Source organism: Nocardiopsis sp. NPDC101807, assembly GCF_044766605.1.
Taxonomy (GTDB): Bacteria; Actinomycetota; Actinomycetes; order Streptosporangiales; family Streptosporangiaceae; genus Nocardiopsis; species Nocardiopsis tropica.
The window spans coordinates 513074-538466 of the sequence record NZ_JBIWMK010000001.1; the positions used below are offsets into that span (position 1 = coordinate 513074).

Here is a 25393-nt window from a genome sequence, read left to right on the forward strand (position 1 = left end):
CGCGTGATCGCGACCGGGGCCATCGGACCCCGCCCCTCAGCCGGCCAGGGCCAGCAGGGCCGGGACGGTCAGGACCGCCACGTAGAAGCCCATGAACTGCACACCCGTGTGCATGTTGAGGAACTTGTTCAGGAGCCCGCCGACCAGGCCCACCGTGAGGGTGACGCCGACCGCGAGCAACCCGCCCTCGTACAGGCAGATCACCATGATCAGACCGGCGAAGGCGCCGATGATCGCCTCGTGGGAGACCTTGCGCATCACGAACGACGCGGCGCGGTGCGCGTAGGTCATTGCGAAGGGGTACGCCACCGCCGACGCCAGCGCCACGCCCAGCAGCCCGTACACCAGGAACTCGCCGCCCGACAGCAGGTCGTGCAGGTTGTTCGTGGCACCGGTCTCGGTGTCCACCGTGTACACGGGCGGCGCGTTGAACAGCGGCGCGGCCGGACCGGCGGCCATCGGCGAGAGCGGCAGGCCCAGCGCGATCAGCGGGATCAGCGTCTCCGCGATGTAGGTGGACTCGGTCGTGCCGTTGCGCACCGACATCACCGAGGTCAGCCGGTGGTAGCCGTTCTTGATGCGCGCGCCGGCGATCTCGCCCATCAGCACGGTCATGGCCACCGGGGAGAACACGAACGTCGCGCTGGAGACGCCGGCCGCCGCGCTCGTGTACCCCAGCTGCTTGCGGTCGAGCACCTTCAGCGGGTTAGGCACCCGCCCCTTCCAGGTCCGGGTGTCCGGGGCCAGGTCGAAGGTGCGCGGCGCCTCCCGGCGCAGCGAGGCGCGCCCCGACGGCGACAGCGACATGAGCAGGTCGGCGATCAGCGGGCCGGTCGCGATGCCCAGGAAGAAGCTGATCGACAAGGACGTCCCGGTGGTGTTCGTGACGAAGGCCTGGAGGCCCACGACCAGCAGCACGAACGGCACCAGCGCCAGCACGGAGGCCAGACGGCCCTTGGAGGTGTAGGCGATGAGCACGGCCGCGGCCACGAAGATCCACGGCGCCGCCTTGCCGATGGTGTCGGCGAAGGGGCTGAGCAGCCAGGCGAACAGCACCGCCAGCGGCACAGAGATGAACGCGGCGACCACACCGCCCGAGATGGCCTTGCGCAGCGCGATGTGCGGCACCCCGAGTTCGCGCAGCATCTGCGCGTCCCTGAGCATCGGCACCGCCATGGTGTCGCCGGGGATGCCCAGCAGCGTGGTGGGGATGGCGTGCGTGATGTGCTTGGCGACGATCCCCGCCATGAAGAACGTGAACACCCCGGGCGCGGGAACGCCCAGCAGCACCACGAGCAGGGTCAGCGGGGCCACCGTCGCGGTCTCGTCGGTGCCCGAGACCAGCCCGATCAGCGCGAAGACCATCGCGCCGACCAGGCCCATGCCCAGGGCCCAGGCGGCGTCGGTGAGCAGTTCGGGGCTCATTCGGCCACCGCCCCGCCGCGGCGCTCGTGCTGCGCGCGCAGGTCCTCGTACAGGCCCAGCGCGCGGATCTCGTCCTGGACGGGGCCGGGCAGCTCGCCGGGGTCGCCCAGGGGCCCGTACTCGGCCTCGATGGCGTCCATCGCCTCCGCGCGGCCCTCGCGGGAGGACTGCTGCTCGGTGACCACGCGCTTGGGCGCGAAGAGGCGGGCGCCGACGAACCCGGCGATCAGGCAGCCGGCCAGGCCCACGAGCAGGGCGTAGGACCCGGACAGGGAGTCGTCGCCGGAGCCGCGGGAGAAGAAGAGGTCGGCGACCAGGTAGAGGGGGGTGGCGATGCCCACGCCGAGCGCGATCGCGCCGAGCGTGTGCCGGGAGTCGACGGTGTCGCCCCAGATCTCCAGGAGGTTGGACATGGTTGGTTCCGTTCACTGAGGGTGGCGGACGCGCGGAGGGCCCTGCGGCCCCGGGCGCCGCGCCGGGTGGGGGCGTGCGGGGGCGGCGGCTGCCGCGCCCCGGCACGGGGTCCGGTGCGTCACCGGCTCCGGAGCTCGGCCAGGACGGCCTCGGCGCGGTCGTGCCGGAAGGCCTTCTCCGAGATCAGGACCGCCACGACCCGGTCCACCTCGTCGCCGGCGGCGCCGACGGCGATGGCGATGTTCTTCGCGTGCAGGGACATGTGGCCCCGCTGGATGCCCTCGCCCGCCAGGGCGCGCACGGCGGCGATGTTCTGGGCGAGGCCGACGGCGGTGACGAGTTCGCCCAGTTCCCGGGCCGTGGTCACCTCCGTGACGGCGATGGCCGCGCGCGCGGCCGGGTGGGAGCGGGTCGCCCCGCCGACCAGGCCGACCGGCATCGGCAGTTCCAGGGTGGCCACGATGTCGCCGTCCGCGTTCTTCTCGAAGGTGGACAGCGAGGAGTAGACGCCGTCGGCGTTCACGGCGTGGGAGTGGGCGCCCGCCTCGACCGCGCGGGTGTCGTTCCCGGTGGCCAGGACCACGGCGGACACGCCGTTCATGATGCCCTTGTTGTGGGTGGCGGCCCGGTACGGGTCGGCGGCGGCGAGCCGGTAGGCGTGGATCATGTCGTCCACGATCTCGGCCCCGCCGAGGGCTTCGGCGTCCAGGACGGCGCGGGCCCGGCTCAGCCGCAGGTCGGCCTTGTTGGTGAGGATGCGCAGCACGGCCCGGCCGCCCGCGATCTCCGCCAGGCGCGGGGCCACGGCCTCGGCCATGGTGTTGACGGCGTTGGCGCCCATGGCGTCGCGCACGTCCACGACCAGGTGCGCGACGACGTAGGTGGCGCCGGGCGCCTCCACGGTGCGCACGGTCAGGTCCAGGACCCCGCCCCCCACCTCGGCGAGCTTGGGGTCCTGCGCGGCGGCGAGGGCGATCAGCTCGTCGCGGGCCTCCAGCACCCGCAGCCGGGCGCCGGCCGGGTCGACGACGTCCACGACCTGCACCTGGGCCTGCATGACGGGTCCGGTGCTGCTGGTGGTGAAACCGCCCCGCACCCGGGCGATCCGGGCGGCGTTGCTCGCCGCCGCGACCACGGACGGCTCCTCGGTCGCCATCGGCACCAGCACGTCCCGCCCGTTGACGGTCACGTTGGTGGCGACGCCGACGGGGATGCCCATGACGCCGACGACGTTCTCGATCATGTGCTCGGCAGCCTCCACGCCCAGCCCGCCCGGCTCCAGGGCGTCGAACACGGCGGGCTCCACGCCGCTCTCCCTCGCCACGGCCTCCCGGCGCTCCTGGACCGTGAGCGTGCGGAACCCGGTCAACCTGCTGTTCTGAGCCACTGCGTGCTTCCCCCGTGGAACGGGCACCGGTGTGCGGTGCGTCACTGCTGTCCGGTCCATGTAAGCAGCGAACGTCACACGGACGACATGTCCGGTTCAGACAACGGGAGCCGCGTTCACATGTCTGTTTCCTGCAGCGCGCAGCCGGTGGAGTCGCGCGGCGACGCCCACCCGGAACATCGGGTCGGGGGACCTCCAGTCCGGTCCGAGCAGGGCGTTGACCCTCTCCAGGCGCTGTTTGACGGTGTTGGGGTGCACGTACAGGGCCCGTGCGGCACGGGAGACGCTGCCGCCGCTGTCCGCGTAGGCGGCGATCGTCGCGGCCAGCTCGGTGCGGTGGTCGCGGTCCCAGTCGACGACGGGTCCGATCATGCGGTCGACGAAGGCGAGCGCCCGGGCGCCGTCGGTGCCGAACATCGCCAGGTAGGGGGCGTACTCGTCGGCCTCGTGCGCCCCGTCGGACACGCCCAGCGCGGGGAGGAGGCCGGCGCACTCCCACGCCTCGGCGAGGGCCGCGCCGATGCCGTCCGGGCCGCTGACCCGGGAGGCGACCGCGAGCATGGGCCCCTCCTCCCGCGCTCCCCGGCCCCGGCGGACCTGGCGGGCCGCCTCGCCGGGGTCTCCTCCGGGGACCAGCACCGCCACCCCCTCCCCCTGGGCCGCGACCAGCCACCTGCGGCTGGCGGAGGACAGGGCGCGGAGCAGCGGATGGCGCGCCCGGTCGGGGACGGGCACCACCACCCCCGACCAGGGCTGGTCCAGGACGATGCCGCGTGCGGCGGCCCGCCGCTCCAGCGCGTCCATGTCGGCCGAGCCCGAGACCAGGTCCAGGGCCAGTTCGCCCCGTACGCGCTCCTCCGCGTCGGTGAGGGCCTCGCGCTGCATGGTCAGCAGGGCCACGATCTGTCCCGAGCGCTCGATGGTGCGGCGCTCCACGTCGGTGAGCGGGGCCGGGCCGACGCCCACGAGCAGCAGGCCCAGCAGCTCCGAGCCCGCGATCGCGGCGGCGACGACGTCCAGGCCCTCGGCGCCGACCGGGGCGCAGTGGCCCGAGGCGCGGCTGCGCTCGGCGGCCCGCACCGCCGGGGCCGCCAGCCGCCCCCGCGTCCACCAGCGGCCGCCCCCTTCGGCGGTCGCGGCCACCGGCCGCAGCTCCCGGTCGGCGATGGCGACGGGCCGCCCCAGCGACTCGGCGAGCGTGGCCGCGACCTCGCGGGGGCCGTGGCCGGACAGCACCAGGGCGGTGAGCCGCTCGTGGACGCGGGCGGAGGCGTTCATGGCCTCCAGGTGGCGCTCGGCGCGGGACTGGGCGTCCTCGGCGCGGTCGGCGGCGTCGGTCACCGCCGAGAACAGCCGGGCGGTGTGCAGGATGACCGCGGCGTGGTCGGCGAAGGCCGACAGCAGGGCGATCTCGTCGCTGGCGAAGGAGCGTGTGGCCCGGTCCGCGGCGAAGAGGACCCCGAGCACCTCGCCGTTGGCGGCCATCGGCACGCCGAGCAGGGACCGCAGGCGCTCCTCCCCCACGGCGGCGTCGATCTCGGGGTCGCGGTCGAGGTCGTGCTCCGCGCCGTAGTCGGCCGTCCACTGGGGCGACCGGGTGCGCACCACCCGGCTGGCGATGCCCATCCCCGCGGGGACGCGCAGCCCCTGGAAGCGCGGGGAGACCGTGCCCCGGCTCGCGCGGACGAACAGCTCGTCGGTGCTCTCGTCGTAGACGGAGAGGTAGGTGACGTCGGTGCTGACCAGGTCGTGGGCGCGGTCCACGAGTTTGCGCAGCAGGGCCTGCACGTCGCGGACCTCGACCAGGTCGCGTGTGCTGGCGATGAGGGCGGACAGCTCGCCGTCGCGGCGCCGCAGCCTGCCGAACCCGGCGGCGGCCCGCTGCGCGCGGACGACCACCCCGTCGTCCACCGGTCCCAGGAGCGAGCGCACGTCCTCGGCGGAGAGCTGGTCGCCCGACTCCACCCGGGCCAGCAGGTCGACGACCGCGCGCTGGGCCCGGGGATCGAGTGGCGCGGGAGTGTCGTGCATCACGGAAGTATCGCATCTCCTCAGGTGGGAGGGCATACCGGCCGCCGCCGGGCCGCGCTCCGCGCTCCCCCGTGGCGCGTCCCCGCCCCGTGCGCCCGGCGTCACGGAGCCGGGCCGCGGACCGCCTCAGCCCCGCTGCCGGGCCGCCTGCGAACAGCCGAGGAACACCCGCCACTCGTCGGCGGGAAAGGACAGGAACCCCGCCTCCCGGTTCCGGGCGTCGCGCACGTCGGCCCCGCTCTCGTGCTCGCGGGCCTCCACGCAGTGGGACCCGCTCTCGGAGTAGGTGGACTTGTGCCAGGCGTTCACAGCATCCTCCGCAGGAACTCGACCGTGTGGCTCACGGGAAGTGCCATGCTCAGCGCGTCGCGGACCTTCCTCTCCAGGACGGCCGTCTCGGAGGGCGCCTGGTGCACGAAGTTTCCCCCTCCGTGGTCCGAGGACGCAATGATCGTCCCGTCGCGCAACCTGTACACCTGGACCGGAGCAACCGATGCAAGGTACAGGGAGCCGTTGGGGAACACCTGTACGGTCGTCCGGCCGCGCGCCACCATGTGCAGGAGCGACTCCGCCTGCTCCTTCCTGACCGTTTCCGGCATCCATTCCAGCGCGAACTGCGGAAAAACCGCGGTGATCAGAGGATTGTTCCTGCCCACCAGCGCCTCGTGCCTACTCACCCGCAATTGCGACAAACGCTCTATTTCGTCGTCCGATTCGGTCGGACGCCCCGCACGGAACACCTCGCGCGCATAGGACAGGCACTGCACCAGCCCCGGGACCACCGACACCGTGACCGTGTCGATCGTCACCGCCTCGTTCTCCAGGTCCCCCAGGGACCGCATGAACGAGGGGATCTCCGCCCCGGACACCTCCAGGCGCCACTCCCGCAGCAGCACCCCGTTGCCGCCGAGCAGGTCGCTCAGCTGCTTCACCCTGTCCTGGCGGGGGCGCGCCTTGCCGCTCTCCCACCGGGACAGGGTCGAGGCGGCGACGCCCGAACCGAGCCTCTGGGCCAACTGGCGCTGCGTGTAGCCGTTCAATTCACGTGCCTTACGCAGAGATGTCCCGAAAATATTTGCACCCATGGTGGAAATTGAAGCACCGTGGTGCACATTCGACCACACGGACCGGGAGAAATTCCTATCGCTGGTGCGGTGAGGGGCTTCTCCACGATGCTGGGAACATGGACCGAACGAACCTGAACACGGACGTGTTCGCCAGGGCGGCAGAGGCATTCATGGACCTGAGGGGACTCGCCTTCACCGTGGAGTGGCGGCGCTTCCCCTGGACCCCCGGGACCGAGGTCGACCGGGCCCTGGTGGGGCCCGCCTACCTGGGCAACGTCTCCATCGGCCTCAAGAACGGCTTCAGTTGGGGCTACCAGAACCGCGACGGCACCTGGCGCTACGTCCACCGCGACCGCCTCCACCTCCTGGTGGACTCCGTCGTCGAGCACCGCGCCGGCCACGCCCCGCCCCTCCCCCGCCGCAGCGACCGCAGGGTGGGCGGGGAGCACCGGGGCTGAGGGGGCGGGGCCCACGGGGGGTGGCGCCGCCGTGGGAGCGCGCCCGCGACCGGGCCCGGGCCGCCCGGGCCCCGGCGGCCGGGGCTCCCGACCGCGGGAGGCGCCCCGGCGGTCCCACAGGACGCCCCCGGCGCCGCGACCGGCGGGGACGGGTCTACCATCGATCCGTCACGCCCGGACCCGCGTCCACCGGGACAAGGCGCGCGACGTCGCTACGGGAACCCACCTGAGGAGCCGCACATGGGCATCGGAGCACGCGAGATCCTGGTACTGCTCGTCATCGCGCTCCTGCTGTTCGGCGCGAAGCGTCTGCCCGCCCTCGCCCGCTCGCTGGGGCGCAGCGCACGCATCCTGAAGACGGAGCTCAAGGCCACCGGCGCCGACGGGCAGCCCGGCGCGGACGCCGACGCCGAGTCCGACGGCGTCCGGGACACGGGCCCCGGCCCGTCGCCCCGTCAGGCCCCGCACCGACCGCAGGTCGTGGCGCACGCCGCGGCGCCGAGCGGGCCGCCGCTGGAGGGCACGGTCGTCAGCCACCGCTCCGCCGACAGGTAGGCGCGGCCCTCGCCGCCCCGGCACGGGGCGGCGCTCCCGGGGCCGGGGCGCGGGAGGCCTCCGGGCGGCGCACGGGCGAAGGGTGCGCGCACGGCCCGGAGGGGTCCTCGGGCGGTCCCCCCTCCCGGTCCGGACACCGCCGCGGGGAGCGCGGGGTCAGCGGGGAGGGAGCCCCAGGTTCTCGCGGAGCGTCGCGCCGGTGTACTCGGCGCGCAGCGCGCCGCGCTCCTGGAGCAGGGGCACGACGCGGTCCACGAACTCGTCCAGCCCTCCCGGGGTGAGGTGCGGGACCAGCACGAACCCGTCACTGGCGCGTTCGCGCACGTGCGTGACGATGTCCGCGGCCACCGACTCCGGGGTGCCCACGAACGTCTGACGCGCGGACACCTCCACGACCAGGTCGCGGATGTTCAGCCGCTTGGCCTCGGCCAGCTCCCTCCACTCGCGCACCGTGGCCGCGGGGTCGCGGACCAGCCTGGTGCGGCCCCGGGTGATGCCGGTGTCCCCGGCCACCGGGTCGGCGTCCGGCAGCGGACCCTCCGGGTCGTGGTCGGACAGGTCCCTGCCCCAGACCGATTCCAGGAACCGGATCGCGGTCTGCCCGCTCACCTGCTGGTAGCGGACGTGCAGCGCCTTCTCGTCGGCCTCGGCCGCGGTGTCGCCGACCGTGTACGTGACGCCGGGCATGATCAGCAGCGACTCCGGATCGCGCCCGTGGGCCCTCACCCTCCGCTTCACGTCGGCGTAGAACGCCTTGCCCTCCTCGAACCCGCCGTGCCGGGAGAAGACGACGTCGGCCGAGGCCGCCGCGAAATCCCGCCCCTGCGGGGAGTCCCCCGCCTGGATGACGACCGGCTGCCCCTGCGGCGCCCGCGGAAGGGTGGGCCGCGCCTCGATGTCGAAGAACCGGTCGTGGTGGCGGGCCGTGCCGGCCCCCGTGCCGCCGGCGTCCTCCCCCGCCGCGTCCCAGAACGCGCGGACGGCGCGCACGAAGGAGGAGGCGCGCTCGTAGCGGTCGGCGTGGTCGAGGTAGCCGCCGCGCCGGAAGTTCTCGCCGGTGAACGCGTCGGAGGAGGTCACCGCGTTCCACGCGGAGCGCCCCCCGCTCAGGTGGTCCAGGGTGGCGAGCTGGCGGGCGAGCTCGTAGGGCTCGTTGTAGGTGGTGCTGAGGGTGCCGGCCAGCCCGAGGTGGTCGGTCACCGACGCCAGTGCGGCGAGGACCGTGAGCGTGTCCGGCCGCCCCACCACGTCGAGGTCGTGGATCAGTCCCTGGTGCTCCCGCAGGCGCAGCCCCTCGGCCAGGAAGAGGTAGTCGAACCGTCCCCGTTCGGCGGTGCGCGCCAGGTGCTCGAACGAGGAGAAGTCGATCTGGCTCAGCGACGCCGGGTCGCTCCACACCGTCGTGTTGTTCACGCCCGGGAAGTGCGCGACCAGCCGCACCTGCCGGACCTCGGACTCACTGGCGCCCATCACGTTCTCCTTCGTCCGTCTCCGCGGTTCCCGCCTCAGCGGTCGTCCCTGTGATCCGGCCGCACCGGGCCCTGCCGCGGCCCCCCGGCGCGCGGTCCCCGCGCCCCGGGGCCGGGGTCGCTGCCGGGGGCCCGGCCCCCTCCCCCGTGCGAGCCTCCGGCTCCCGCGGCGGCGGGATCGGGCTCACCCCGAGTTCCAGTCCCATCCAGTACCGGTGCGCGGCCGCCTCGCCGCCCCCGGGCCCCGCCCCGCTCACGCGGGCGCGTAGCGGTTGGCGGGACGGGGCAGGCCGAAGCGGGCCCTCAGGGTGTCCTCGGCGTACTCCCCCCGGAACGCGCCCGACTCCCGCAGCAGCGGCAGCACCCGCTCCACGAACACGGGCAGGTCCGCGGCGGCCGAGGAGGGCCTGACCGTGAACCCGTCCACGACCCGCCCCCACTCCAGGAGGGTCTCGGCCAGCGCCCCCGGGGAGCCGGTGTGGGTCAGCCCCGCCACCGCCCGAGGGGGTACGGGCCGGTCCGGGGCGAGGAAGACGTTCACGTCGGCCAGCACCGACACCCGTTCCGGGTCGCGCCCCGCCTCCGCCACCGCCTCGCGCACCCGGTCCCGGGACGTGCGGGCCCCGCCCAGGGTGGCGGGGGCCACGAGTACCACGTCGGCGGTGGTCGCGGCCGCGCGCAGCGAGGGTTCGCCGTCGGCGCGCACCACGACCAGCGGGTGCCCCTGGGGCGGGCGCGGGGTGATCGAGGGGCCGCGCACGCTCCAGCCCGGGCCCTCGAAGTCCACGTAGTGCAGCCTCTCCCTGTCGACGAACCTCCCGGTGGCGGTGTCGCGGATCTCCGCGTCGTCCTGCCAGCTGTCCCACAGCCGCGAGGCGACGTCGGCGACCGCCTCCGCCTCCGCCCAGAGCGCGGCGTCCGGGGCGGTCTCCCGTCGCCCGACGGCCCGCGCGTCGGCCTCCGTGCGCGACACCTCCACCCGCCAGCCGGCCCGCCCCAGGCTCGCGTGGTCCAGGGAGGCCACCGCCTTGGCCACGTGGAACGGCTCGGTGTGGGTGGTGGTGACCGTCGGCACCAGGCCGATCCGGCCGGTCAGCGGGGCGACGGCGGCCAGGGTGAGGAGGGCGTCGGGCCGGTCCGCCCCGGTGAGGGAGTCGTCCAGCGCCACGAAGTCGAGGGCCGCCTCCTCGGCGAGGCGCGCCGCCGCGGCGTACGAGGCGAGGTCGAACGGGTCCTCCACGCCGTCGAGGGCGGCGCCGATGTGCAGTGGGTAGGGCATGGTTCAGCTCCTGGGAAGGCCGGGCGGGTTGGTCTCGGACTCGGTGACGGCCTCGCCGCCGACGGCCCAGCGCTCCAGCGCCTCCTGGTATTCGCCGCCCTCGATGACGTGGTCGAGGGCGGCTTCCAGCGCCGCGACGAGGCCGTTGTCCTTGAGGGTCATCGCGGCGATCTCGGCCCTGATCTCACCGCCGCCGGAGACGGTGCCGACGATCTCGGTCTCCTCGGCGACCTCGACGTGGTAGGCGGCGCTGGGCGTGGGGCCGAGGTAGAGGTCGATGCGCCCGGACCGGAGGGCGAGGTAGTAGTCGCTCGAGTTCTCGTAGTACTGGAGGTCGAGGGGCTCCAGGCCCGCCTCCTGGTTCTGCTCGTCCCACCGCAGGAGGATCTCCTCCTGGTTGGTGCCGGAGCTGACCGCGACCGAGAGCCCCGCGACGTCCGCGGGCCCGTCGACCTCCCCGATGCCGCTGCCGACGCTGCTCTCGAAGGAGACGGTGTCCACCCGGTAGGTGGCGAAGTCGTAGAGGTCCTTGCGCTCCTCGGTGACGGTGACGTTGGAGAACGCGGCGTCGAACCGGCCGCTCTCCACGGAGAGGAAGAGGTTCTCCCAGCCGGTCGCCTCGGGGACGTACTCCAGGTCCAGGACGTCGGCGACGAGCTGGGCGACGTCGGTCTCCACCCCGATGACGGTCTCGTCGTCGTCGGCGTAGAAGGCCAGGGGCGGCGCCCCGCCGCTGGAGTGGCCCACGTTCAGCTCACCGGAGGCCCGGATCCCGTCGGGGACGAGCGCGGCGATCTCGGGGACGGCCTCCGCCCGGACCCTGTCCTGGTCGGGGGTGAGGTTGAAGGGGCTCTCCTCCCCCGCCCCGTCCGCCGCGGCGGCGCCCTCCTCGGGGTCGGCGCACGCGCTGAGGGTCAGGGAGAGGGCCGCGAGGGCGGCCAGCACGGCGGGGGCCCTCGTGGAGGGGACGGGGGTCGGGATCGGCATGGGGCTCCTCGGGGGACGGGTCCCGTGTGCGGACGGGACCGGGCGGGGGAAGGCGGCGGGGGCGGAGGGTGGGGCACGGGAGCGCCCCACCGGTCAGAGGACCTTGTCGAGGAAGGCGCGGGTGCGCTCGTGGCGGGGCGCGTCCAGCACCTGAGCGGGCGGCCCGGACTCCACGACCAGCCCCTCGTCCATGAACACGACGGAGTCGGCGACCTCGCGGGCGAACCCGATCTCGTGGGTGACGACGACCATCGTGGTCCCGCCCGCCGCGAGGTCCCGGATGACGTCGAGGACCTCGCCCACCAGTTCGGGGTCGAGGGCGCTGGTGGGCTCGTCGAAGAGCAGGACCTTGGGGCGCAGTGCCAGGGCCCGGGCGATCGCCACCCGCTGCTGCTGGCCTCCGGAGAGCCGCCGCGGGTGGACGTCCGCCTTGTCGGCCAGTCCGACCCGGTCCAGCAGGGCGCGGGCCTCGGCCTCGGCCTCGGCGGCGGGACGCCGGAGCGCGAACCGGGGGGCCTCCACGACGTTCTCCAGCGCGGTCATGTGGGGGAACAGGTGGAAGTTCTGGAACACGAAGCCGATGGCGGCTCGTTGGCGCAGGATCTGCCGTTCCTTGAGCTCGTGCAGGACGCCGCGGCCCCGGCGGTAGCCGATGAGCTCGCCGTCGACGGCGACGTAGCCGCGGTCGGCGCGTTCGAGGTGGTTGACGCAGCGCAGCAGGGTGCTCTTGCCGGAGCCCGAGGGGCCGAGCACGGCGGTGACGTGGCCCGCCTCGACGGTCAGGTCGACGCCGCGCAGCACCTCCAGGGCCCCGAACCTCTTGTGGACGCCGCGCACCTCCACCATGGGGGTACTCACGGGGTTCCTCCTCCCGGTGCCGGTCCGCCGCGCTCCGCCCGGCGGGCGAGGGCGTCCCCCGCCGAGCGGAGCCGCTGGAGCGGTGTGGGCGGCAGGACGCGCACGGAGCCCTTGGCGTAGTGGCGCTCGACGTGGAACTGGGCGACGGAGAGCAGCGTGGTCAGGACGATGTACCAGAGGGTGGCGACCATGAGCATGGGCACCACGTCGCCCGTCCGGTTGTAGATCACCTGCACGCGGTAGAAGAGCTCGCCCAGCGCCATCACGTACACCACGGAGGTGCCCTTGAAGAGGCCGATGACCTCGTTGCCGGCGGTCGGCATGATGGTGCGCATGGCCTGGGGCAGGATGATCCGGCGGATCTGGCGCCCCCGCGGGAGGCCGAGCGCGGCGGCGGCCTCGCGCTGGCCCTGGTCGACGGAGAGCACTCCGGAGCGGACGATCTCCGCCGCGTAGGCGGCCTGGTGCAGGGCCAGTCCCAGGACCGCCGCCGTCATGGGGCTGATGAGCTCCATGGTGGGGAAGGTGACGAACGCCGGGCCGAACGGGATCCCGAAGGACAACCGGTCGTACAGGATCGCCAGGTTGTACCAGAACAGCAGCTGGACGATGAGGGGGATCGACCGGAACGCCCACACGTAGACCCAGGCGACCCCGGCCAGCAGGGGGCTCCGGGAGAGCCGCATGAGGGCGAGAACGCCGCCGACCGCGAAGCCGATGACGGTGCCGTAGACCGTGAGCCGGACGGTCAGCCAGAGGGCGTCGACGATCGACTCGGCGAACATGTACTCGGCGACGACGTCCCACTTCCACGCGGGGTTGGTGACGAGCATGTTGAGGAACATCGCGACCAGGACGGCGACGACGGCTCCGGCCGCCCAGCGCAGGGGGTGGAGCGCGGGCCGGACGGGGAGTCCCGCCAGGTCCGCCGGCTCGCTGCCGCCTCCGACGGGCGGGGCGGCCCCGGTGGCCGTCGGGGCGCTCACCTCCCGTCCCCGTTCCGGAAGGGGCCCGTGCAGGGGTGGAGGGGGCCGCGGCCGGGTTCGGGGGGAAGGGCGGTCCACGGGGTGTCCCCGGCGGCGGGCGCGGCCCGCCCCGGGGCGGTGCGCCGGGTCTGCCGACCGCGCGCCGCGGCGCCCGTCCCCGGGTTCCACGGGCGCTGCGGGAAGGGGGGCAGGTCCTTGCCGAAGGCGAGGGGCCCGACGCTCTCGGGGTCGGCCGCGACGTCGAAGCCCGGCGTGTACCCCGCGGCGAGGTAGAGTCCGCGCGCCTCGGGCTGGCGCGGTCCGGTGGTGAGGTGCACGCGGCCGTACCCGGCCGCGGCGGCGGCCCTCTCCAGGGCGGCCAGGACCAGGCGCGCGTAACCGCGCCGCCGGTGCGCCGAGGCGGTCCACATACGCTTGACCTCGGCCGTCCGTTCGTCGTAGCGGCGGAAGGCGCCTCCGGAGACGGGCCGTCCGCCCAGGAGGAGCAGCAGGAGCAGCCCGTGCGGCGGGGCGAAGTCGGAGACCGGGAACCGGGTCATCTCCTCGCCCGCCGCGCTGCCGTAGCGCGCGGTGTACTCGCGGCGGAGCTCGTCCACCAGCGGTGCGGCCAGGGGATCGTCGATGCGCGCGACCCGGAGGACGGTGGCCTCCGGCGGCGCGGGCCGGGGTGGACCCATGGGCGGCCTCGCTCTCGCTGTCGTGCGGCCCGTGGGGGCGGGGCTCGGGCCGCCCCCGAATTCTCTTCCCCACAAAACCCATATGTCAAGTAGGAAAAGTAGGCATAGAGGGTCGGAGCCCACACCGGGACGGCCCCGGGGGGCCGCCCCGGCTCACTCCGCCCAGGGGCTGCCCAGGACGGCCTCCACGAAGTCGTCCCGCACGAAACCCGGGACGTAGTGGGCGAGCACGTCGGCGTTGACGGTGCCGAAGACGGTGCGCGGCCGGTGGGCGTTGCCGTGCGTGAACTCCGCCAGGATGCGCCGCTTGAAGTCCGGACGCGGGTGCGCCCCGGTGACGGCGCCGATGTCGTCCGGGGCCAGTTCACCGAGGCCCAGCCCCAGGACGTCGGCCTCCACACCGGCGGCCACCAGGGCGATCTCGGGTTCGAGGAACTCCGGCACGCCGGGCGTGGTGTGCAGGGCGATCCCCAGCCACACCTTGCGGGCATCGGCCTCCGAGCACCCGTGGTCCAGCAGGAACGCCCGCGCGGCCTCGGCCCCGTCGACCTCGAACCGCCGGTCCGCGCTGCCGTACCCGGCGGTCAGCCCCAGGTCGTGGAACATCGCGCCGACGTAGAGGAGTTCGGGGTCGGCCCCGATCCCGCGGCCCCGGCCCCGGAGCGCGCCGAAGAGGAAGACCCTGCGGGAGTGGTGGAACAGGAGGTCGTCCACGGCGCCGCGGACCAGCGCGGTCGCGTCGCGGACGAGGTCGGTGTCGGGGACGGTCACTCCGGCGACGGTCTCGGCCATGTCTGTCCTCTCGGGTCGGGACGCTCCTCCCCCATCGTGTTCCCGCCGGGGGTCCGGCGCCATGTCCGCGAGGCCGTGTCGCCCGCCGATCGCCGGGACGGCCCCACGGCCGGGCCGGGGGCCTCCGCCCCCCGTGCGACCGCCGCCCGGCGGGCTGCGCGCGGGGGCGCCCCTCGTGCCGCGTCGGAGGACGGGCGGGACTCCGGCCAGGGGACTACGCGGAGGCGCCCGCGGCGATGCGGTCGAGCCATTCGCGCAGGAGGGCGGACTCCGCACCGGTCAGCGCGTCCGAGCCGTCGGGCAGCAGGGCGGCCAGCCGCAGAGCGGCGGCGCCCGCCTCCGGCTCCGCGGGGCCGGCGTCCCCGGGGGCGGGGTCCTCGGTGAGCAGGCCGGCGAAGACGGCGTCGCGGACGCGGTGGGACAGGCCGGGGTCGGTGTAGACGTCGGGCTGGCTGACCATGCTCAGGGCGACGCCGACGTTGGCGGACATGATCGCCTGGGCCGCGCGGTGGGGGCCGACCCGCAGGCGGCCGGCCGCCGCGCAGCGGACGAGGGTCCGCTCCAGCAGGGAGAACGCCTCCTTCGACGCGCCCGGCACCTGCGCGAGGTGCGGGGAGAACATCAGCCGGTAGACGGCCGGGTGGGCGAGGGCGAAGCCGTTGTGCGCGTCCCATCCCCGGCGCAGGTCCGCGACGGGGTCCTCCGTGTGCCCGGCCGAGCGCTTGGCGCCCAGGTAGCGCTCGAAGCCGTAGTCCACGAGCGCGCTGAGCAGACCGTTCTTGTCCCCGAAGAGCCGGTAGAGGACGGGGGCGCCCACGCCGACGGCCTCGCACACCGCCCGGGTCGCGATGTCCCGGTCGGGCGATTCGTCGAGCAGGCGTTCGGCTGCTTCGAGCATCTGCGTACGCGTGTCCACGTGCCGAGGATAGCCACTCCGCGCACCCGCGCAGCCTCCGACGATATCAGGGTTACGTAAAACACGTACTGGAGGTACGCTTCTGCTGTTATCTTCGATAACAGAAAAACGGAACACTGATACAAGCCAGGGGAAGCACCATGGACAACCAGAACACCCACCGGGTCGCCCTCGTCACCGGGGCCTCCGGCGGCATCGGACGCGCCGTCGCCGAACGCCTCGCCCGCGACGGGATGTCCGTCGTGGTGCACTACGCGGGAAACGCCGGACGCGCCGAGGAGACCGTCGCCTCCATCACCGGCCGGGGCGGGCGGGCCCTCGCCGCCCGTGCCGACGTCGCCGACGCCGACCAGGTCGAGGCGCTCTTCGACACCGCGGAGAGGGCCTTCGGCGGGGTGGACGTCGTGGCCCACACGGCCGGGGTGCTCAGGCTCGCCCGGGTCGCGGAACAGGACCTGGACGACCTCGACGACCTCCTGCGCACCAACGTGCGCGGCACGTTCGCGGTCGCCCGCGAGGCGGCCCGCCGCGTCCGCCGGGGAGGAGCGGTCCTCACCTTCTCGTCCTCGGTCGTCAAACTCGCCTTCCCCGGCTACGCGGGGTACGCGGCGAGCAAGGCCGCCGTGGACGCCCTCACCCCGGTCCTCGCCCGCGAACTGCGGGGACGCGACGTCACGGTCAACGCCGTCGCCCCCGGGCCCACCGCCACCCCGCTGTTCCTGGAGGGCAAGGACCGGGAGACCGTCGACCGGCTCGCCGCCCAGCCCCCGCTGGAGCGCCTCGGCCTGCCCGAGGACATCGCGGAGTCGGTCGCCTTCCTGGCCGGCCCCGGGCGCTGGATCAACGGCCAGACGGTCTACGCCAACGGCGGCATCGCCTGACCGGGGCGGCCCCGCCCCGGGCGGGCGCCCCCGCGGCGCGCGGGGCGGAGCCGTCGGCGTACCGGAGGGGCCCGCGGAGGCGGGGAGAGCCGGCCCGGGGAGGAGGTCACGGCAGGGCACACGGGCCCGTTTCGCCCAGGAAGCCCCGGGATTGGTGAAATCGCCGTAAACGTGCGCCAAGTCGCCCGTGGGCCGCCCCGCCCCGCACCCCCGGGTGTTTCGCTGGCGGTGACGGTTCACCGTGAGCGACGGAGGGGGCGCCATGACGGAGGCGACAGGGGACGGCCCGCGCGCGCAGGAGCGCGGATCCCTGAGCAACTGGGTTCCACTGGGACTGGCCGCCGCCGCGGTCGCCGCCCTCGTCGTGGGCTGGCCGCTGGTCAACGCGCTCCTGCCCGGCTCCGAGAGCGTCCCCTCCGGCGAACCCGTGACCGTCGGCGCCGCGGGGGAGTACCGGGCGTCGCTGACCTTCCCCCAGGACGGCTGGCTCCTGGACACCGGCGTCAGCCAGGCCGGGCAGGTCTACCGTTTCGACCGCGGCCCCGTGCGGCTGACGCTCAACTCCGTCACCCCCACGACCTCGCCGCCGCCCACCGCGGAGGAGCTGTGGGACGGCATGCGCCGGGTCGCCCGCGCGGGCGAGGCGTCCGCCCGGCTGAGCGAACCGGAGGCGATCTCGACCGAGGACGGCGCCGAGGGGCTGACGGGCGCCTTCAAGAGCGACTCCCAGCAGGGCGCGGCGGTCGTCTACCCCTCCCCCGACGGCCGCTTCGCCGTGGAGATGACGCTCGCCGGGCGGGACGCGACGACGGCCGACCTCGCCGCGGTCGCCGACGTCGTCCGGTCCGTCTCGTTCACCAGGGAGGGAGCCGCATGAACCACGCACCCGACGACCGGCCCGCCCGGTCCGCCACCGACCGGGGGACGGTGCCGTCCCCGCGCCGTTCGCCCCAGCCCCCTCCGGGCCCGCGGCGCGTCCCCGCGCCGCGGCCCGGCGAGGGGCGGTCCGCGCGCGGCCGGCGGCTGCCGGCACTGGCCTCCCTCGTCCTGATCACCGTGCTGTGCCTGGCCGGGCTGCTCTACCTGGCGCTGCAGCTGACGCTGCCCGTGCTGGCCTTCCCCCCCGAGGCGCTCCTGGCCGCGGCCCTCGGCATCGTGACCCTGGCCTTCGGGTTCTGGGTGCTGCGCCGCATCCGCCCCGTGCGGGAGCCCGACGCGGACGCCTCCGTGGTCGCGGTGGCCTGGGGCCTGTTCGCGGCGACCGGCGCCGGGGTCGTCGCCAACGGCGGCCTGGGCGCGGTCTGGGCCAAGGGCCTGGGGCTGGACCTGGCGGGGCTCTGGGGCGCCGCGCTCACCGCGCCGCTCAACGAGGAGGTGCTGAAACTGGCGGGGATCGTGCTCGTCGCGGTCGCCTTCCCGGCCTCCGTACGCGGGCCCGTGGACGGTTTCGCGATCGGCTCCCTGGTGGGCCTGGGGTTCGAGGTGACGGAGAACTTCATCTACTCGATGAACGCGGTGCTCATGGCGGGCGGGACCGGCGGCCTCGCTCCCGTGGTGCAGACCGCCGTCATCCGCGTGGGGCTGACCGGCCCGGGGTCGCACTGGGCGATGTCGGCCGTCGCGGGCACCGCCGTCGGCCTGCTCGCCGCGGTGGGCTGGCGGCCGAGGACCCGCCGGGCGGTGTGCGCCGCCCTCCTGGTGGTGCTCGCGATGGCGCTGCACTGGCTCCTGGACGCGCCCCTGTTCGACGGCGTCCTCGGCGTCCTGGCCAAGGTCGCCGTCATCTTCGCGACGACGGCGGCCGTCTACCTCACCGTGCGGCGCGCCCACCGGCGCCGGGTGCGCGACGCGCTGGCCTCGGAGGCGGAAGAACTCGGGATGCGCAGGTCGGCGGCCGTGGCCCTGGCCACGCGGCACGGGCGGCGACGCGAGCTCCAGCGGGTCGCGCGGCCCGAGCAGCCGGCCGTCGGGGACAGGCAGGAGCGGATGGTGGAGGCCGCCGAGGACCGGGCCGCGCTGTACGCCGGGCACTCCGCCTGACCCGTCCGCCGCACCGCCCCGCGTCCGAGGCGGGGTCGGCGGCGGCACGGCCCGCTTCCCGCGGGGTCCGAAGAAGCGCGGCACGCCAGGATCACAGCGGTCGGCGTCGCACCCGGTCACGGGCCCGCCCCCGCCGCAGGCCGGGCCCCGGCGCCGTACGGGCGGCGGCGGTGCACACGCGGGCCGCCCGGAGGCAGCGCGCGGGCGGCGGAGCGCGGAGGTCAGGCCCCGGGGCGGGTCCAGCGCTGGAGCAGCGTGCCCTCGGACTCGATCAGCACCCGGGGCACGAACGGGCGGTCGGCGACGGCGCCCACGGCGATGCGCTGCTCGACGCCGCCCGCCAGGGCGGGGGCCACGGTGAGGCACAGCTCGTCCAGCAGTCCGGCGGCGGCCACGTCGGCGAGCAGGCGCGGACCGCCCTCGCACAGGATCCGGGGCAGACCGCGCGCGGCCAGCGCCCCGACGGCGGCGGGCAGGTCCACGGAGTCGCCGCCCGCCACCAGGACCCGGTCCGCGCCCAGGGTCCTCCGGGCCAGCCCGATCGCCTCGGCGCCCGCGGCCGCGCAGGTCACCATCAGCACGCCGCCCCGGCCCCCGTCGGCCCCGCCCCCGGGGCCCGCCGCGAGCAGCGGCGGCACCGCGGCCGTCCGGCTGACCACGGCCAGTTCGGGACAGGCCGAACGGCCCTCGGCGACGGCGCGCGCCGCACGGTCCCCGGTACGGGGGCGCGTGCGCCGGTACCCCTCGACCCGGGCGGTACCGGCCCCGACCAGCACGACGTCGGCCAGGTCGCGGAGCAGGGTGTACACCAGCCGGTCGGCGGGGGTGTTGATGGTCCCCGTCCGCCCGTCGCCGCCCGCCGCCGCGCCGTCCAGGGTCGCGACCATGTTCGCCCGCACCCAGGGACGGCCCGCCCCGCCCGGATAGGCGTAGAGGCCCTCCAGCGCCGCCGCGTCCAGGTGTTCGCCCGGGGCGGCGACCCCGGGCAGGGCGTCGTTCAACAGCAGGCGCACGACCGTGCCTCCAGGGTCTCGGGTCCCCGGCGGGTCGCCGCCGCGCTCGGGGAGGGGCCGTGGACGGCGGGCGCCGCGCGGCTCATCCCGCCCCGCGCAGCCACGTCGCCACGAAGTACATGACGCCGAACGGGTCGTCGGCGTAGAGGAGCCCGGGCCGCACCGGGGTCCCGCTGAAGGCCGCCGCGTGCCCCATGACCTGGAACGCCGCCCGGCCCGCCACCATCAGCTCCTCCGCCGTCCCGGGGTCCAGGCCGAGGAGGCCGGTCCAGTCCCCCGCCGCCAGCGACCGGCGGATCCCCTCGTCGAAACCGAAGGCGCGCTCGTCCAGGTGACCGGGGGCCCTGAGCCCGCGCCGGGCCCCTCCGTCGCCCATGACGAGCAGGCCCACCCGGCCGCTCCGCCCGGCGATCCGCGCCCCCGCGGCCTCCGCCTCGGCGGCGGACGCGTCCCAGGCCACCGTCAGCATCTCCACCGGCCCGGAGTACCCGGCCCCGTCGAGCAGCCGGCGCGCCACGCCCAGGCTCAACGGCAGCTCCCGCTCCCGGGGCCCCTGTTCCCCCGTTCCGCCGAACCGCCGGACCGGTGCCGCGTCCCCGGCGTGCTCGCCCGGGGCGTCGTGCCCGCCGACCACCACGACCACGTCCGGCGCGAGCTCGGTCAGTGCCCCCAGGGCCTCCGTGCACGCCTTGCGCAGCTCGGCGGCCACGTCCTGGCCCCCGGTGAGCTCGCGCAGCAGCAGGGGCGGGTGCGGGCAGACCACGGTTCCCACGATCACGGACGGCTCCTCACGCCAGCCCCCGCACGGTGCGCGCGGGGGGTCGGACCCCGCGGATGGCGGCGACCATGTCGAGCACCTGGCGGGTCTCCACCACCTCGTGGACCCGGTAGACCTGCGCGCCCAGCCAGGCGCACACCGCGGTCGCCGCGAGCGTCCCGGTCAGGCGCTCGCCCACCGGGAGGTCGAGGGTCTCGCCGACGAAGTCCTTGTTGGACAGCGACACCAGCACCGGCCACCCGGTCGAGGTCATCTCGCCCAGGCGCCGGGTCAGCTCCAGGGAGTGCCAGGTGTTCTTGCCGAAGTCGTGCGCCGGGTCGATGAGGGCCGACGCGGGGTCCACCCCCAGGGACACCGCGCGCTCGGCCAGGGCGACGGTGCGGTCGACGGCGTCGCGCACCACGTCCTCGTAGTGCACCCGGTGCGGCCGCGTGCGCGGGGTGACGCCCCCGGTGTGGGTGCACACCAGGCCGACGCCGAACTCGGCCGCGACCTCCGCCAGTCCCGGGTCGTACCCGCCCCAGGCGTCGTTGAGCAGGTCGGCCCCCGCCTCGCACACCGCCCGGCCCACAGACGCCCGCCAGGTGTCCACGCTGATGACCAGGTCGGGGAACTCGGCCCGGACCGCGGCCACGAAGTCGACGATCCGGCGCTTCTCCTCGTCCGCGCCGATCTCCTCCCCCGGGGCCGCCTTGATCCCGCCGATGTCCACGATGTCGGCGCCCTCGTCGACGACCCGGCGCACGCGCTCGAACGCGGGACCGTCGTCCCAGGTGGCGCCCTTGTCGTAGAAGGAGTCGGGTGTGCGGTTGACGATCGCCATGACCAGCGCCGTGTCCGCGCCGTACTCCCGGCCCCTCAGCCTCAGCACCGGCCGATCACCCCCTCCAGTCCGTCCGGGAGCACCGCGCGCCCGGTTCCGCCGCCCTCCGGCGGCCCCTGCGCCCCCGCCTCGGCCGCCGGGGGTCGCTCCACGAGGCTGACCTCGGTCGCGCGAGGCGCACCCCTCCCCTCCCCGGAGCCGAACTGCCGGAGCTCGACCCGGTCGGAGCCCCGGTCGAGGCCGGAGCGGCGGTCGGCGACCGCGAGGAGTTCGGTGGCCATGGCCCCCAGGTCGCGCAGCGACTGGTGCCGGTGGGCCCGGCGCCCCAGGTCCACCTGGGCGACGGCGTCCACGCCGCGCCGCAGGTGGGTGTCGACCAGGACGGCGAGTTCGACGCCGTAGCCGGTGGGCACGGACAGCTGGGAGAACAGCTCCCGGCGCACGGCCCACTCCCCCGACAGCGGCTGCACGACGCCCGCGAGCGCGGGCCAGCGCAGGGCGATGGTGGGGCGGGCGACGAGTTCGGTGACCCGGCCGCCCTCGTAGGAGGTCTCGCCCCCGGCGGCCCCGCCGTCCCCGGACAGGTCCAGGACGCGGTCGTAGAAGCCCTTGACCAGGGACACCTCCGGCTCGGCGAGCAGGGGGCCGAGCAGGCCGGACACGAAGTGGGGGCCCCACTCGACGAGGTCGGCATCCAGGAAGGCGACGATGTCGCCGGAGGTCACGAACTGGGACTTCCACATCGCCTCGCCCTTGCCCCGGTGGTGGCCGAGGTCGGGCCGGACGTCGCCGACGCGGTGGACGGTCGCTCCGGCCTCGCGGGCCACGGCGGCCGTGTCGTCGGCGGAGTCGGAGTCCATGACGACGATCTCGTCCAGGAGGGGCGCGTCCTCGACCAGCTCCCTGCGGACCCGGGAGACGATCCCCCCGACGGTCGCGGCCTCGTCGCGCGCCGGCAGCACCAGGCTGACCGTGCCGCGCCCCCGGTGTTTGAGTTCGACCAGCCGCTCGACCGACCAGTCCGAGGACCGGTACGTGCGACGTCCGAACCACGCGTTCTCCACAGAAGCCTCCCCAGCGGCCAACCCTAGGGCACGTTCCGTGCGGGGCACCGGCCAGGACGTGAATTCGGGCGTGAAATCCCCGCGCTCTGTGACGGGTGACTCACGGGGGGCCGGTGCGGCGGACGCGTCCCGTCGGCGGGGCCGCGAGCCCTCGGACCGGGCGCCCGCGCGGCCCGGTCCGCCGCGCGGGGGGCTCGCCCCCGCGCGCGGTTCAGGGGCGCGCTGCGGCGACCAGCCGCTCCATGCCGTCGCGGTCGACGAAGTCGCTGTGGGTCCCCGCGCTCCCGCACGTGAAGGCCCCGGCCACCGAACCGGCCAGCACGCACTCCTCCACCGGGGCGCCGCCGAGATGGGCGTACAGGAACCCCGACACGAAGGCGTCCCCCGCCCCGTTGGTGTCCACCACGGGGCGCTCCGGCCGCACCGCCGGGAAGTGCCGGGGCCCCTCCTCACCGCGCACGAGCACGTGGCAGCCCTCGGCCCCGTCGGTGGCCACGGCCAGGCGGGCGCGCCCGCGGTCCAGGACGCCGCGCAGCACCTCGCCGACCCGGCCGCGAACCGCCGCCGCGCTCATGAACACCAGGTCCGAGCGCAGGGCGTAGTGCAGGTGGTGGGGGTCCTCCCCGTCCCAGTCGTGCAGGTCGGTGGAGCTGGTGGCCTCCAGCCCCTCCAGGTCCCCGTACACGTCGCGGTTGTGGTTGACGATGGACAGGTGCACGTGGGCGGCGCGCTCCAGGTGGGGCAGGTAGAACTCCCGGGGCAGCCGCAGGTCGGCGGGGTGGCGGCCGTCGTAGAAGGAGAAGCGCCGCCCCTCGGGGTCCACCAGGTTGATCCCGCGGGGGGTTCCGTGCGGGGAGACGACGTGCTCGAAGTCCAGGCCGAGCGCGGCGTAGCGCTCCAGGACCATGCGGCCCTGGACGTCGTCCCCGAGGAAGTCCACGAACTTCACCGCCAGCCCCAGCGCGTGGCAGCCGAGCGCCACCCCGTTCCCGGTGTGGCCCACGTAGTCGTGCGCCGGCGGGACGAACACGGAGTCGCCCGGGGGCACCTCCAGGGCGTCGACGCGGACGACGGTGTCCACCCCTGCGCCGCCCACCACCAGGACGTCGTGGACGGGTGCGGCGGACGTGGTCGCCATGCTGCCTCCAGGCTGTTCCGTGTCGGGGGTCCGGGCCCGGCCGCCGGCGCCCGGGCGGGTCCGCCGGGGAGGGGTTCCCGGTGTGCCGGGAACACTCTTCCACAGCGTCGGGGGACGAGCCCTCCACGCGGTCCGCGCCTTCCGCGCGGACGGCCGCCGCCCCGGGGGCGCGGCCGGGTCGGGGCTCTCGCCGTCGTACGCGCGCCCGCCGGAGCCGGCGCCCTCACACCGTGGCGGCGCGGTCCACGTCGTCCAGCCCCAGCGCGGCGTAGGCGGCGTCGAGGGCGGCGGACCGCAGCTCGGCGGCCGGGCGGTCCCCGAACATGACGACGCAGTCCCCGAGCCCGCCCAGGGCGACGGTGGCGCGGGCCAGCTCGGCGAGGCCCGCGTCGGCCCCGACCAGCAGCACGGTGATCCGGCGGCGCCAGTCGAGGACACGGGCGCCGAGACCGAGTTCGGTGAGCACGGCCGCGTCGCGGAACACGACGCCGTTGACCTCCCGGTGCCGCATGCTCACGTCGAAGTAGCGGGCGAGGAGGGCGCGCGGGTTCGACGGCCGGGTGGTCCTGTACCGGTCCGCCGGCAGGACGGCGGCGGTCTTCCCCGTCCGCGGCACCGGCCGGGCCAGGGGTGCGCCGCTGTTCCGGAGGAACAGGAGTTCGCGGGCGACCACCGTGCCGTCGTGCTCCCGGGCCGGTGACGGCCCGGTGGTGGGCGGGCGCGCGGGGGCGGGCGCGGCCCCGGAGGCGGGCGGCCCGGCACGAGGGGATGCGCGCCGGGCCGCGCCGCGGGTCACCCCGCCGGGGCGGGCGGGGAGGCGTGCCAGCTCCGCAGCGTCTCCCGGCACACCTTGTAGGCGGGGGTCTGCGGGATGCGCGGCACGGACATGACCGACGAGGGCGCGTGGTTCGGTCCGAGCCGTCCCAGGACCAGCTCCCTCAGCTCGGACTCCGCGGGTTCGGCGCCCGGCGCGGCGACCACCGCGGCGTGCAGGGTCGCGCCGCCCTCGCCGGGGACGTCGAAGGAGGCCGCGTCGAGCACGTGCGGATGCTCCTGGAGGAGGGCATCCACCTCGGCGGTGAAGACGGTCTCGCCGCCGATCACCACGGCGGCGCTCGCCCGCCCCAGCAGGGTGAGCAGGCCCCCCTCCCCGAGGCGTCCGACGTCCCCGGTGTCCAGCCACCCGTCCCGGAGCACGCGCGCGGTCTCCTCAGGCCGCCCCAGGTACTCGTCCATCAGGAGGGGCGTGCGCACCCACACCCGGCCCCGCTCGTCCACGCCGAGCGCCCGCCCGTCGGGGCCGCGGACCTCGACCTGGACCCCCGTGACCGGGCGGCCGCAGCTGCGCATGACCTCCGGGTCCGCGTCGGCGTAGTCCTCCGGGGCCAGCCAGGCGATGTGCCCCGCCTCGGTCTGCCCGTAGGAGCAGTGCACGACCGGCCCCAGCCGGGCCGTCGCGCGCCCGAGCAGGGCGGGGCTGACCGGCCCCCCGCCGGTGACGACGCAGCGCAGGGAGGACAGGTCCGCGTCGGCCGTGGCGGGGTGGTCCAGCAGGGGGCGCAGGTAGGTGGCCGGTATCGCCGTGTGGGTGATCCCGTGGTCCCGCACCGCGCCGCGGAGGGAGTCCGGTTCGCAGTCCGCGAGGGAGGAGACCCGGCCCCCGGTGATCACGGTGGCGTCGCCGAGCGCCCGGATCGGGCCGACGAGCCGGTCCGTGAGGAGCGTGCGCACCGGGCCGTCCGCGCCGGCGAGGAGGCGCGCGAGCCACGACGCGTTGGAGCCGGGGGCGGAGCGGAACCGCCGCACCACCGCCTTGGACCGCCCGGTGGTCCCGCTCGTCAGGGTGATCGCCCGCGGATCGCCCGGCCGGGCCAGCGAACCGAAGGGGAGGGCCGAGTGCCCCCGGCACACCGTGAACAGGTCCTCCCCCGTCTCCGACGGGGCCAGGGCCCAGAGCCGGACGCCGGGGAGGTCGGCGGCGGCCCTGAGCGCATCGGCGCCGACGGCATCGGGGTCGGCGACCACGGCGGTCGCCCCGGACTCCGCCACGAGCCGTGCCCGCTCCCCGGCGGACAGGGCCACGGGGACGTCCAGCTGGGCCGCGCCCAGGAGTTCGACCGCGTGGGAGACCAGGTACAGCCGGGTGCTCACCGGTCCCAGGAGGACCGCGGTGCCCCCCGGCCCCAGACCGCCGTCGAGGAGGGTGCGGGCGACCCTGTACACGAGGTCCAGGGCCTCTCCCGCGGCCACCTCCCCCCGCCCGTCCAGGAAGGCGACGCGGTCGCGGTCGGCGGCAAGGGCGTCCAGCACTGGTGTCTTCGTCATGGGGGGTTCCCTCTCCTCTGGTGCGGCGGG

General features: G+C 75.3%; 26 protein-coding genes. 5 read left to right on the plus strand and 21 right to left on the minus strand.

The features are described 5' to 3' along the window. Positions 1-36: 36 nt before the first annotated feature. The 6 genes from ACIRPH_RS02180 to ACIRPH_RS02205 form a co-directional block, all read right to left on the minus strand. Positions 37-1425 carry a tripartite tricarboxylate transporter permease gene (locus tag ACIRPH_RS02180; protein ID WP_402908253.1) on the minus strand — a complete coding sequence of 463 codons (1389 nt, stop codon included), beginning with the start codon at positions 1423-1425 and terminating at the stop codon, positions 37-39. Next, complete coding sequence (locus ACIRPH_RS02185) at positions 1422-1838, minus strand: hypothetical protein (protein ID WP_402908255.1); 417 nt, start codon at positions 1836-1838, stop codon at positions 1422-1424. The genes ACIRPH_RS02180 and ACIRPH_RS02185 overlap by 4 nt, the downstream gene beginning before the upstream one ends. A gap of 119 nt (positions 1839-1957) precedes the next feature. Continuing rightward, the gene (locus ACIRPH_RS02190; protein WP_402908257.1) at positions 1958-3226 is read right to left on the minus strand and encodes a hydroxymethylglutaryl-CoA reductase, degradative; all 1269 of its coding nucleotides are present in this window, start codon (positions 3224-3226) and stop codon (positions 1958-1960) included. A gap of 96 nt (positions 3227-3322) precedes the next feature. Next, positions 3323-5257, minus strand: a complete 1935-nt coding sequence (locus ACIRPH_RS02195) for a helix-turn-helix domain-containing protein (RefSeq protein ID WP_402908259.1) — start codon at positions 5255-5257, stop codon at positions 3323-3325. A gap of 126 nt (positions 5258-5383) precedes the next feature. Then, positions 5384-5566 carry a DUF397 domain-containing protein gene (locus ACIRPH_RS02200; RefSeq protein WP_402908261.1) on the minus strand — a complete coding sequence of 61 codons (183 nt, stop codon included), beginning with the start codon at positions 5564-5566 and terminating at the stop codon, positions 5384-5386. Further along, the gene (locus ACIRPH_RS02205) at positions 5563-6492 is read right to left on the minus strand and encodes a Scr1 family TA system antitoxin-like transcriptional regulator (protein WP_402908263.1); all 930 of its coding nucleotides are present in this window, start codon (positions 6490-6492) and stop codon (positions 5563-5565) included. Before ACIRPH_RS02205 ends, ACIRPH_RS02200 begins: the two co-directional genes overlap by 4 nt. Between ACIRPH_RS02205 and ACIRPH_RS02210 the strand changes: the two genes are divergently transcribed. Continuing rightward, a complete protein-coding gene (locus tag ACIRPH_RS02210) occupies positions 6441-6782 on the plus strand; it encodes a hypothetical protein (RefSeq protein WP_402908265.1) in 342 nt (113 codons plus the stop codon). The genes ACIRPH_RS02205 and ACIRPH_RS02210 overlap by 52 nt on opposite strands. A 240-nt stretch (positions 6783-7022) precedes the next feature. Continuing rightward, entirely contained in the window at positions 7023-7337 is a 315-nt protein-coding gene (locus tag ACIRPH_RS02215) for a twin-arginine translocase TatA/TatE family subunit (RefSeq protein WP_402908267.1), read from the plus strand. A gap of 156 nt (positions 7338-7493) precedes the next feature. Here ACIRPH_RS02215 and ACIRPH_RS02220 read toward each other — a convergent pair whose 3' ends face one another. The 8 genes from ACIRPH_RS02220 to ACIRPH_RS02255 all read right to left on the minus strand — a co-directional run bounded on the left by ACIRPH_RS02220 (position 7494) and on the right by ACIRPH_RS02255 (position 15301). Continuing rightward, on the minus strand, positions 7494-8807 hold the full coding sequence (locus ACIRPH_RS02220; RefSeq protein ID WP_402908269.1) for an NtaA/DmoA family FMN-dependent monooxygenase: 1314 nt from the start codon (positions 8805-8807) through the stop codon (positions 7494-7496). Positions 8808-9059: 252 nt separating this feature from the next. Further along, entirely contained in the window at positions 9060-10085 is a 1026-nt protein-coding gene (locus tag ACIRPH_RS02225) for an LLM class flavin-dependent oxidoreductase (RefSeq protein WP_402908271.1), read from the minus strand. A 3-nt stretch (positions 10086-10088) separates the two neighbouring features. Next, positions 10089-11072: an ABC transporter substrate-binding protein gene (locus ACIRPH_RS02230; RefSeq protein ID WP_402908273.1), complete on the minus strand. Its 984-nt coding sequence runs from the start codon at positions 11070-11072 to the stop codon at positions 10089-10091. Between the two features lie 93 nt (positions 11073-11165). After that, positions 11166-11918: an amino acid ABC transporter ATP-binding protein gene (locus tag ACIRPH_RS02235; RefSeq protein ID WP_402909464.1), complete on the minus strand. Its 753-nt coding sequence runs from the start codon at positions 11916-11918 to the stop codon at positions 11166-11168. 8 nt (positions 11919-11926) lie between these two features. Continuing rightward, positions 11927-12916 carry an amino acid ABC transporter permease gene (locus tag ACIRPH_RS02240; RefSeq protein ID WP_402908275.1) on the minus strand — a complete coding sequence of 330 codons (990 nt, stop codon included), beginning with the start codon at positions 12914-12916 and terminating at the stop codon, positions 11927-11929. Then, a complete protein-coding gene (locus ACIRPH_RS02245) occupies positions 12913-13593 on the minus strand; it encodes a GNAT family N-acetyltransferase (protein ID WP_402908277.1) in 681 nt (226 codons plus the stop codon). Before ACIRPH_RS02245 ends, ACIRPH_RS02240 begins: the two co-directional genes overlap by 4 nt. A 153-nt stretch (positions 13594-13746) precedes the next feature. Continuing rightward, positions 13747-14385, minus strand: a complete 639-nt coding sequence (locus ACIRPH_RS02250; protein ID WP_402908279.1) for an HD domain-containing protein — start codon at positions 14383-14385, stop codon at positions 13747-13749. Positions 14386-14599: 214 nt separating this feature from the next. Further along, positions 14600-15301, minus strand: a complete 702-nt coding sequence (locus ACIRPH_RS02255) for a TetR/AcrR family transcriptional regulator (RefSeq protein ID WP_402908281.1) — start codon at positions 15299-15301, stop codon at positions 14600-14602. 140 nt (positions 15302-15441) lie between these two features. Between ACIRPH_RS02255 and ACIRPH_RS02260 the strand changes: the two genes are divergently transcribed. The 3 genes from ACIRPH_RS02260 (at position 15442) to ACIRPH_RS02270 (ending at position 18222) form a co-directional block, all read left to right on the plus strand. Then, positions 15442-16182, plus strand: a complete 741-nt coding sequence (locus ACIRPH_RS02260) for an SDR family oxidoreductase (RefSeq protein ID WP_402908283.1) — start codon at positions 15442-15444, stop codon at positions 16180-16182. A 262-nt stretch (positions 16183-16444) separates the two neighbouring features. Beyond that, positions 16445-17059 (plus strand): hypothetical protein, encoded by a 615-nt coding sequence (locus tag ACIRPH_RS02265; protein ID WP_402908285.1) that lies wholly within the window; start codon positions 16445-16447, stop codon positions 17057-17059. Continuing rightward, positions 17056-18222, plus strand: coding sequence for a PrsW family intramembrane metalloprotease (locus tag ACIRPH_RS02270; protein WP_402908287.1), 1167 nt, complete (start codon positions 17056-17058; stop codon positions 18220-18222). The genes ACIRPH_RS02265 and ACIRPH_RS02270 overlap by 4 nt, the downstream gene beginning before the upstream one ends. A gap of 221 nt (positions 18223-18443) precedes the next feature. On the opposite strand, the gene ACIRPH_RS02275 is transcribed toward ACIRPH_RS02270, so the two are convergent. The 7 genes from ACIRPH_RS02275 to ACIRPH_RS02305 form a co-directional block, all read right to left on the minus strand. Beyond that, complete coding sequence (locus ACIRPH_RS02275; protein ID WP_402908289.1) at positions 18444-19235, minus strand: pyrimidine reductase family protein; 792 nt, start codon at positions 19233-19235, stop codon at positions 18444-18446. 82 nt (positions 19236-19317) lie between these two features. After that, complete coding sequence (locus ACIRPH_RS02280) at positions 19318-20013, minus strand: hypothetical protein (RefSeq protein WP_402908291.1); 696 nt, start codon at positions 20011-20013, stop codon at positions 19318-19320. A gap of 10 nt (positions 20014-20023) precedes the next feature. Beyond that, complete coding sequence (folP, locus tag ACIRPH_RS02285; protein ID WP_402908293.1) at positions 20024-20884, minus strand: dihydropteroate synthase; 861 nt, start codon at positions 20882-20884, stop codon at positions 20024-20026. Next, the gene (locus ACIRPH_RS02290) at positions 20878-21900 is read right to left on the minus strand and encodes a glucosyl-3-phosphoglycerate synthase (protein ID WP_402908295.1); all 1023 of its coding nucleotides are present in this window, start codon (positions 21898-21900) and stop codon (positions 20878-20880) included. The genes folP and ACIRPH_RS02290 overlap by 7 nt, the downstream gene beginning before the upstream one ends. 211 nt (positions 21901-22111) lie before the next feature. After that, complete coding sequence (locus ACIRPH_RS02295) at positions 22112-23038, minus strand: carbohydrate kinase family protein (RefSeq protein ID WP_402908297.1); 927 nt, start codon at positions 23036-23038, stop codon at positions 22112-22114. Positions 23039-23261: 223 nt separating this feature from the next. Further along, positions 23262-23711 (minus strand): hypothetical protein, encoded by a 450-nt coding sequence (locus ACIRPH_RS02300; RefSeq protein WP_402908299.1) that lies wholly within the window; start codon positions 23709-23711, stop codon positions 23262-23264. 119 nt (positions 23712-23830) lie between these two features. After that, entirely contained in the window at positions 23831-25363 is a 1533-nt protein-coding gene (locus tag ACIRPH_RS02305) for an AMP-binding protein (RefSeq protein ID WP_402908301.1), read from the minus strand. Positions 25364-25393 lie beyond the last annotated feature (30 nt).

Coding starts and splice junctions, on each gene's coding strand:
- ACIRPH_RS02215 (WP_402908267.1), top strand. CDS start 7,023: ATGGGCATCGGAGCACGCGAGATCCTGGTACTGCTCGTCATCGCGCTC.
- ACIRPH_RS02270 (WP_402908287.1), top strand. CDS start 17,056: ATGAACCACGCACCCGACGACCGGCCCGCCCGGTCCGCCACCGACCGG.
- ACIRPH_RS02225 (WP_402908271.1), bottom strand. CDS start 10,085: ATGCCCTACCCACTGCACATCGGCGCCGCCCTCGACGGCGTGGAGGAC.
- ACIRPH_RS02230 (WP_402908273.1), bottom strand. CDS start 11,072: ATGCCGATCCCGACCCCCGTCCCCTCCACGAGGGCCCCCGCCGTGCTG.
- ACIRPH_RS02295 (WP_402908297.1), bottom strand. CDS start 23,038: ATGGCGACCACGTCCGCCGCACCCGTCCACGACGTCCTGGTGGTGGGC.
- ACIRPH_RS02245 (WP_402908277.1), bottom strand. CDS start 13,593: ATGGGTCCACCCCGGCCCGCGCCGCCGGAGGCCACCGTCCTCCGGGTC.
- ACIRPH_RS02210 (WP_402908265.1), top strand. CDS start 6,441: ATGGACCGAACGAACCTGAACACGGACGTGTTCGCCAGGGCGGCAGAG.
- ACIRPH_RS02305 (WP_402908301.1), bottom strand. CDS start 25,363: ATGACGAAGACACCAGTGCTGGACGCCCTTGCCGCCGACCGCGACCGC.
- ACIRPH_RS02220 (WP_402908269.1), bottom strand. CDS start 8,807: ATGGGCGCCAGTGAGTCCGAGGTCCGGCAGGTGCGGCTGGTCGCGCAC.
- ACIRPH_RS02235 (WP_402909464.1), bottom strand. CDS start 11,918: ATGGTGGAGGTGCGCGGCGTCCACAAGAGGTTCGGGGCCCTGGAGGTG.
- ACIRPH_RS02185 (WP_402908255.1), bottom strand. CDS start 1,838: ATGTCCAACCTCCTGGAGATCTGGGGCGACACCGTCGACTCCCGGCAC.
- ACIRPH_RS02195 (WP_402908259.1), bottom strand. CDS start 5,257: ATGCACGACACTCCCGCGCCACTCGATCCCCGGGCCCAGCGCGCGGTC.
- ACIRPH_RS02250 (WP_402908279.1), bottom strand. CDS start 14,385: ATGGCCGAGACCGTCGCCGGAGTGACCGTCCCCGACACCGACCTCGTC.
- ACIRPH_RS02180 (WP_402908253.1), bottom strand. CDS start 1,425: ATGAGCCCCGAACTGCTCACCGACGCCGCCTGGGCCCTGGGCATGGGC.
- ACIRPH_RS02265 (WP_402908285.1), top strand. CDS start 16,445: ATGACGGAGGCGACAGGGGACGGCCCGCGCGCGCAGGAGCGCGGATCC.
- ACIRPH_RS02205 (WP_402908263.1), bottom strand. CDS start 6,492: ATGCCTCTGCCGCCCTGGCGAACACGTCCGTGTTCAGGTTCGTTCGGT.
- ACIRPH_RS02260 (WP_402908283.1), top strand. CDS start 15,442: ATGGACAACCAGAACACCCACCGGGTCGCCCTCGTCACCGGGGCCTCC.